Below are 7,309 nucleotides of genomic sequence, written 5' to 3'. Positions count from 1 at the left end.
AGAAACCAAAGTTGAGTTAACCAGCCGTGGCGAGATCGTGATTAACGAGCGCAACGAAACCAATGTCAAAGGTGTATTTGCTGCAGGTGACTGTACCACAGTACCTTACAAGCAGATCATCATCGCGACTGGCGAAGGTGCAAAAGCCTCACTCTCTGCATTTGATTACATTATCCGTAACGGGTAATCACTGTATCCTCCAAAACAATTAAAATTTGGATAAAATAAACATAGGCTTATATCTACCCGAAGATATAAGCCTTTTTTTTAACTCAAGTTTTTTCACCAAACGTTACATTTAATTAACAATTTTCGAGCGTTATTTAAACGACTTTTCGATTATATTCGCTTTATCCCATCTTTTCTTTATGGGTAAAACAATTAGAAGGACAGATGAAAATGAATAAATTACTTATTGCTTTAGGTCTTGCTGCTACTGTTGCTTTAGTTGGTTGTAACAAAGACAAGGCTCCTGAAACAGGTGCAACAACTGGTGAACATGTAGAAGGTGCTGCTAATCAAGCAGGTCAGGATATTTCTAATACCACTTCTGAAGCAGCAAATAACACTGCAACAGCGATGGATAATACTGCTGATAACACTGCAGCAGCCGCGAATACTGCTGCTGACCGTGCCGAAAATGCTGCAGAGGATGCCAAAGATGCTGCAAAAGATGCGACTGCTGCAACTGCCGGTGCTGTAGAAGATGGCGCTGCTCACGTTAAAGAAAGAGCCCAACAATAAGCCTAACTATTGAACTAAAAAAGCTCCTGATCAGGGGGGCTTTTTTATTTTCCCCATCTTGCTTTTACCTGGTTATTTCTTATATGGTTAAAGTACCAATACTTTTAAGAGCATGTGTACATGTCATATTCCCATCATCACGAACAACATTATATTCATAGAACAGGGTGGCTTCGTGCAGCAGTATTGGGTGCAAATGATGGGATTATTTCAGTCACCAGTTTAATCATGGGAATGGCCGCAAGTGGAGCTTCAACTCAAACTTTATTGATTGCGTGTGTAGCAGGTCTGATTTCAGGAGCAAGCTCCATGGCCGCAGGTGAATATATTTCTGTCAAATCACAAGTAGATATTGAAAAAGCAGATTTACATATGGAAGCACGAGAGCTTGAGCGTAATCCGCATCATGAACTGAAAGAATTGACTCAAATTTATATCATGCGGGGTTTAGAACCTGAACTTGCTCATGAAGTTGCATTAAAGCTGACGGAAAATAATGCCTTAGAGGCACATGCCCGTGATGAGATTGGTATTCATGAAAATACTGCTGCCCATCCATTACAAGCAGCTGGTTCTTCTGCCCTTGCCTTTTCACTGGGCGCCCTTTTTCCCATGTTCTCGATTTTAATCAGTCCGGAACAATATGTAGCAACGACTGTCATGATTGTGGGAATTTTATCCCTAGCTGCACTGGGTGCCATGTCTAGTTATTTCGCTGGTACTTCACTACTCAAGGGCAGTTTACGGGTTACTCTATGGGGAATTCTCGCCATGGCTTTTGCCAGTGCAATTGGTTCCTTATTTAATGTTTCTACCTTTTAATGAATTTATTATTATTTTTACCAATATATAAAATCAGTTATTTTCAATTAAATTACTTATAATCTATGGGTTTTAATAATATTTATGGGTGAATAATCGATTAAAATATCATTATTCATTTATTCAAATTTATACTCCCATGTCTGTTATCGCTGCAAAATCCAATCGATCTAATCTGTCGATCTGGGTTGCTCTTTTTCTATTGTTGTTGGGCACCCTCGGTGCCTATCAAGTGGTTGGGCTGAATCAAGCCTTGTTGTTCCTGGTTGGCGGTGCTTTAGGCATGACGCTTTATCATGCTTCATTTGGTTTTACCTCCAGCTGGCGTGTTTTTATTAAAGAACGTCGTGGTCGTGGCTTGCGTGCCCAAATGATCATGCTGGGTCTTGCGGTACTGCTGTTTTTCCCGGCTTTAGGCGCAGGTGAGCTGTTTGGCAATCCTGTCAAAGGTAATGTCAACCCAGTTTCCATATCCGTGATGATTGGTGCTTTTATCTTTGGTATCGGCATGCAACTGGGCGGTGGCTGTGCTTCCGGTACGCTCTACACAGTAGGCGGCGGCAGCGCACGCATGATCATAACACTGATTTTCTTCTGCCTCGGGTCGTTAATTGCAACGACACATGTGGATTGGTGGTTTAACCTGCCTCATCTTGAACCTATTTCCATTGTTTCAAGTCTGGGCGTTATTCCTGCGTTAATCGTCAGTTTTATCTTGTTTGCTGCGATTGCCTTTGCAACCATCCATTTCGAGAAAAAGCGACATGGTTCACTTGAAACTGAACCTCAAGCGCAAACTCAAGGTTTAAAACGTTTCTTACGTGGTCCATGGCCGTTGGTCTGGGGCGGAATTATTTTAACCTTGCTCAACTTTGCAACCTTGGCTTTGGCCGGACGTCCTTGGGGTGTCACTTCTGCACTCGCAGTTTGGGCGGCTAAATCTGCGAGTTTGATGGGTGTAGATGTAGCATCTTGGGCTTATTGGCAACAACCGGGGAATGCCAAAGCATTATCTGAATCATTATGGTTCGATATAACGTCCATGATGAACTTCGGCATTATGCTGGGTGCATTATTGGCAGCAAGTCTGGCGGGTAAATTTGCGCCGAACCTGAACATTCCAAAACGCTCCCTCATCGCTGCTGTTATTGGCGGTTTACTATTAGGCTATGGCGCACGTTTGGCCTATGGTTGTAATATCGGCGCCTACTTCAGCGGTATTGCATCAGGCAGCTTGCACGGCTGGTTATGGCTGATTTTCGCCTTTATCGGTAACAGTATCGGGGTAAAACTTCGTCCAATTTTCTTCCCGGGTGAGCGCCCACAACCTGAAAAACTTACTGGATGTTAATTCTAAAATACCGAAATTAAAAAAGCCCATCACGTGATGGGCTTTTTTATACATTTTGTTTTTAGAATTTAGTTTAAAGCGGCTTTCAAATTACACCCATAGCCCATAATTTCCTGCGCCTGACGGTATGTAGTATAACGATTTAAAATAAAATCATAAAACTGATCTGCATTGGCAAAACTTTTTGCCAAGTTTTCAGCTTGCATATTGGGTAACTGGACTTGCCCGATTAAATTCAGGTTTTGATTGCCCAAATGATACATCTGGACAAAATAATTATTCATCATTTCACAATAAGCTTGTTTGACCGGCTTTAATGAAGTCCGGCTCACTGCATGGAGGTTTAAAGTCTTGAGTTGATTGGTATCAAGTACCGACTGATCTGAAAAGGCAATATTATTGGTTTTTTTAAATGCCTGATAATTCCTAGATAACTGTTGATTTAAAGTCTCAAAGCGTTGTTGCAAACTTGCCACATCCTGAACTTTATATTGTTGAGGATTAATTTGTGTTTTATGCTGCTCAGAGCTTGAACATGCTGAAAATAATAAACTTGAAATCAAAATCGTAAAAATTAACGGCTTCATCATCACTTGCCCAATAGTCACATCATACAACACCACATTATGCCTGAAATATCCAGTTAAATTGATTTTTCATTCATAGAGCACCAATACCGTTTCGGTAATGATTTCCTGTGATGCACCGAGTAGGTTTTTTAGATAAATATAACCATTAAAAATTTCCTCTAAGCGTAATTTTCCACTACTTGCAGCCTACGTTCCATAGTGTAATCTGCCGATTTAAAAAACAAGCATTCAATATAATTACGACAATAACAGTTCATGGTCAAATCAACCACTTTCTGCATGGTAAATGTGGTCCGTTTCACATCACTTGAACGTCGTCACACCGTAAAAACAATCAAAAATACAGATATTGGAATACAGAATTTTTATTATGGATATACAGTACCCATCTTCAATATAACGATGGCAAATTCCGGAACCCGTATTGCCCAGGCCGTTCTCTTTATTTTTACGGTTACTGTCACTTGAAGAACACGACACATCATACTTGGCAGTATCGGCTAAAATTTGCAGTTTTTCACGGATCCATTCAGACATAAGCAAGTAACATTTGATAATAAAAATAGATGATAAATTTTAATCCTATAGCAAGGGGTTTACCGATCTTGAATGCGACAGAGGATGAGGTTTTGTTTTTTAATTCAGGAACTAAAAATCCTTTTTATTTCACCAGAAAATAATGAATATGATTTGCTTAATCTTGAAGGCTTGGGCAAAGTAATATCGATGAAGAGGAGCCGAATATGACTTTATTAGAACAACTCGAAATTAGACATCCTATTTTTCTGGCCCCGATGGCTGGGGTTTCCACTCCAGAACTGGCGGCTGAAGTCTCTAATCAAGGGGGTCTGGGTTCACTTGGTTTGGGCGCAAATTCTGTTGAAGTGGCCCGACAACAAATCGTAGAAACTCAGGCACTGACCCATCATGCTTTTCAGGTGAACTTCTTTTGCCATCAAAGTTTAGAACTCGCCCATGATGCCGCCAAGCAATGGATTCAATATTTGACACCGCAATTTGAAAAGTATGATGCTGTTCCGCCAACAGAATTAAAATGTATTTATCCCAGCTTTCTAGATCATGACGACTATTTAAATCTGGTTTTGGAAACCCGACCTAAAGCTGTAAGTTTTCATTTTGGTATTCCACATCCCCATCAAATTCAGGCCTTAAAACAAGCTGGCATCATCACCATGGTTTCAGCAACCAACTTGACTGAAGCGCTTGAAATTGAAGCTGCCGGCATTGATGTCATTATTGCTCAAGGCATTGAAGCGGGTGGACATCGCGGGATTTTTAACGACACATTTGATAGTGCGGTTAAAACCTCTGATTTGGTTCAATTGCTAAAACAATATTGCAGTTCACCTATTGTGGCTGCTGGCGGCATTATGAATGGGCAGCAAGCCCAGTTATTAATGAAGCTAGGTGCAGAAGCCGTTCAGCTAGGCACTGCTTTCGTACAATGCAAAAGTTCCAATGCTAATACCGCGTATCGGAAAGCATTGTTTAGCAAACCGATTACCCAAATTAGCGCCAGTATTTCTGGCCGCCCTGCCCGTGGTCTGATTAATCACTGGCATACCCAAATCGATCATCCTGAACGACCTGCTGTTGCGGCCTATCCATATTGCTATGACTTGGGGAAACAACTCAATGCAGTGGCAACAGCGCAAGGTGATTATAGTTTTGGTGCATTCTGGGCAGGAACTAATGTTGCCCAGATTCGGGAAATAGAAGCTGCCGATTTAATTAACCAGCTGGTTCTAGAAATGAGCCAAACCTGATCATATCAGCACAAAAAACCTCCCCATTTGGAGAGGTTTTTCCAGGCATGATTTGTATGCAGAATACAACTTAACCAGTCGTACGATGCCATGCATCTTTGACTGCAAATTTGGCTTCTTCCCAATTTAAACGGGATTCACCTTTGCCCTGTTCCCATTTAGTACGCAGGTCAGGTTCAGCTTCATTAAAGTCATTGTAATGCGCACGGTTTTCATAACCGAGACGATAAGCCCCACGATAATCACGGTCATAGTCGAGATCATTATAAGTATTACGGGTCTCATGAAAATAAGGTCTGTCTTGATGCTGTTCTCTCCAGTAGTGATCTTCCTCTTCTGGATTGGCAGATTGTGCGATGTCATTACCTGCAATGCCACCCACGATCCCACCAATCAGCCCACCCACTACTGCCCCTGGTGGGCCACCGATCATACCCAGTGTCGCCCCTACAGCTGCGCCACCTAAAGTACCGGCACCAGTTGCAGCCAGATGATCCCCAGCTTCGGTCATATCTGGTACCCGGTGGCTTTCAGTCGCTGGCGAATTCAGGTCAGGACGCGCACTCGCATCAGTAGATGGACTCGATTTTAGTGAATCATTGTTAAATGCATCACTGCGTTCTGGAGACCGTTCTGTTGAAGCTGCAGGATTAATATCTGAAACTGGTCGATTGGTATTGGTCATTCTTCCTCTCCCTCGATCTTATTTCTTATTTAAACAAAATTGTTTGAACAAGACTGAAATCACATCTTGTTATGTAGACTTTCAGCATAGAGAAAGTTTAGGTAAATAATGTTCAAGTCCTGTCCAGTTTCAGTGAATAAAGTGCTGCGCTATGTATAAGAAGATATTTCATGTAAACGGCGTGTTGAGGAAGCATGATACAAGATAAAAAAAGGTACTGTTTTCATAACAGTACCTTGATTATTTTTTCCATCATTGTCGATTACATCAGGGTTGCAGCAGATTGACCTGTTCAATTTGCACATCACTCATAATTTCACCTTGAGCGAGTAACTGATTAAAATAGTCTTCCACTACATTAAACTGTTCAACCGTACTTTCAACCTTGTACATGTTCTGCCGGAACTCATTACTTGAACGTAAACCTTTGGTATACCAGGCAATATGTTTACGTGAAATTCGGCAACCCGAATATTCTCCATAGAAGTCATACAGTTCAGATAAATGCCCCAACAACACCTCTTTCACTTCTTGAATATTCGGTGCAGCCAAATGCGTACCGGTAGCTAAATAATGAGAAATTTCACGAAAAATCCAAGGTCTGCCCTGTGCAGCACGCCCGATCATGACCGCATCAGCACCAGTGTAGTCGAGTACATATTTAGCTTTTTCGGGACTGTCGATATCACCATTGGCAATCACCGGAATAGTCAACATCTGTTTGACTTCTTTAATCAAACTATAGCGCGCGGTATTTAAATACATGTCTTCACGGGTTCGACCATGTAAGGCCAATGCAGCGATACCCGCCTCTTCGGCACGTTGCGCCACCCGCATAATATTTTCATGACCATTTAAATATCCCAAACGGGTTTTTAAAGTTACCGGCACATCTACAGCAGCCACCACAGCATCTAAAATACGTGCGACCAGATCTTCATCTTTTAATAATGCGGAACCTGCCAATTTATTACAGACTTTTTTGGCGGGACAACCCATGTTGATGTCGACAATCTGTGCGCCATTGGCGACCTGATAACGCGCTGCTTCGGCAAGCTCGAACGGGTCGGAACCTGCAATCTGTGCAGATATAGGCGCAATTTCGCCATCAAAATTGGCTCGGTATAAACTTTTCTTACTCATGCGCAAGGTTTGGTCTGAGGTCATCATTTCACTGACGGCATGCCCTGCACCAAAATATTTACACAACGTCCGAAATGGACGATCCGTAACACCTGCCATAGGAGCAACAATTAAATTATTTGACAGCTGATATGGACCAATATACATATAAATTCATCACTTTTTCGACCGGCATAGTATACTGCAT

General features: G+C 41.8%; 8 protein-coding genes and 1 pseudogene. 5 read left to right on the top strand and 4 right to left on the bottom strand.

What is annotated here, in order from left to right; genetic code table 11:
- From ACKI4H_RS16860 to ACKI4H_RS16845, 4 genes are all read left to right on the top strand, one after another.
- Positions 1-187, top strand: a 187-nt coding sequence (locus ACKI4H_RS16860) for an FAD-dependent oxidoreductase (protein WP_407307772.1), incomplete at its 5' end; no start/stop codon positions are given.
- Between the two features lie 212 nt (positions 188-399).
- Positions 400-744 (top strand): hypothetical protein, encoded by a 345-nt coding sequence (locus tag ACKI4H_RS16855; RefSeq protein WP_407307770.1) that lies wholly within the window; start codon positions 400-402, stop codon positions 742-744.
- Positions 745-864: 120 nt separating this feature from the next.
- On the top strand, positions 865-1,566 hold the full coding sequence (locus ACKI4H_RS16850; protein WP_407307768.1) for a VIT family protein: 702 nt from the start codon (positions 865-867) through the stop codon (positions 1,564-1,566).
- A gap of 139 nt (positions 1,567-1,705) precedes the next feature.
- Positions 1,706-2,917: a YeeE/YedE family protein gene (locus tag ACKI4H_RS16845; RefSeq protein ID WP_407307766.1), complete on the top strand. Its 1,212-nt coding sequence runs from the start codon at positions 1,706-1,708 to the stop codon at positions 2,915-2,917.
- Between the two features lie 68 nt (positions 2,918-2,985).
- On the opposite strand, the gene ACKI4H_RS16840 is transcribed toward ACKI4H_RS16845, so the two are convergent.
- Both ACKI4H_RS16840 and ACKI4H_RS16835 read right to left on the bottom strand, forming a co-directional pair.
- Positions 2,986-3,504 (bottom strand): hypothetical protein, encoded by a 519-nt coding sequence (locus ACKI4H_RS16840; protein WP_407307776.1) that lies wholly within the window; start codon positions 3,502-3,504, stop codon positions 2,986-2,988.
- An 84-nt stretch (positions 3,505-3,588) separates the two neighbouring features.
- Positions 3,589-4,044: pseudogene (locus ACKI4H_RS16835) on the bottom strand (radical SAM protein); the annotation flags it as partial.
- Between the two features lie 206 nt (positions 4,045-4,250).
- On the opposite strand from ACKI4H_RS16835, the gene ACKI4H_RS16830 reads away from it, so the two are divergent.
- Positions 4,251-5,294 (top strand): NAD(P)H-dependent flavin oxidoreductase, encoded by a 1,044-nt coding sequence (locus ACKI4H_RS16830; RefSeq protein ID WP_407307763.1) that lies wholly within the window; start codon positions 4,251-4,253, stop codon positions 5,292-5,294.
- Positions 5,295-5,364: 70 nt separating this feature from the next.
- Here ACKI4H_RS16830 and ACKI4H_RS16825 read toward each other — a convergent pair whose 3' ends face one another.
- Positions 5,365-5,979 carry a hypothetical protein gene (locus ACKI4H_RS16825; RefSeq protein ID WP_407307761.1) on the bottom strand — a complete coding sequence of 205 codons (615 nt, stop codon included), beginning with the start codon at positions 5,977-5,979 and terminating at the stop codon, positions 5,365-5,367.
- Positions 5,980-6,246: 267 nt separating this feature from the next.
- The gene (dusB, locus tag ACKI4H_RS16820) at positions 6,247-7,269 is read right to left on the bottom strand and encodes a tRNA dihydrouridine synthase DusB (protein WP_407307759.1); all 1,023 of its coding nucleotides are present in this window, start codon (positions 7,267-7,269) and stop codon (positions 6,247-6,249) included.
- Between the last annotated feature and the right edge of the window lie 40 nt (positions 7,270-7,309).

This window comes from Acinetobacter sp., from assembly GCF_045628685.1.
GTDB lineage: Bacteria > Pseudomonadota > Gammaproteobacteria > Pseudomonadales > Moraxellaceae > Acinetobacter.
This window is presented reverse-complemented; position numbering and strand designations above follow the sequence as displayed.

What these genes read in the sequence shown, in the direction of transcription:
- ACKI4H_RS16855 (WP_407307770.1), top strand. Translation starts at nt 400, where the DNA reads ATGAATAAATTACTTATTGCTTTAGGTCTTGCTGCTACTGTTGCTTTA.
- ACKI4H_RS16850 (WP_407307768.1), top strand. Translation starts at nt 865, where the DNA reads ATGTCATATTCCCATCATCACGAACAACATTATATTCATAGAACAGGG.
- ACKI4H_RS16845 (WP_407307766.1), top strand. Translation starts at nt 1,706, where the DNA reads ATGTCTGTTATCGCTGCAAAATCCAATCGATCTAATCTGTCGATCTGG.
- ACKI4H_RS16840 (WP_407307776.1), bottom strand. Translation starts at nt 3,504, where the DNA reads ATGAAGCCGTTAATTTTTACGATTTTGATTTCAAGTTTATTATTTTCA.
- ACKI4H_RS16830 (WP_407307763.1), top strand. Translation starts at nt 4,251, where the DNA reads ATGACTTTATTAGAACAACTCGAAATTAGACATCCTATTTTTCTGGCC.
- ACKI4H_RS16825 (WP_407307761.1), bottom strand. Translation starts at nt 5,979, where the DNA reads ATGACCAATACCAATCGACCAGTTTCAGATATTAATCCTGCAGCTTCA.
- dusB (WP_407307759.1), bottom strand. Translation starts at nt 7,269, where the DNA reads ATGTATATTGGTCCATATCAGCTGTCAAATAATTTAATTGTTGCTCCT.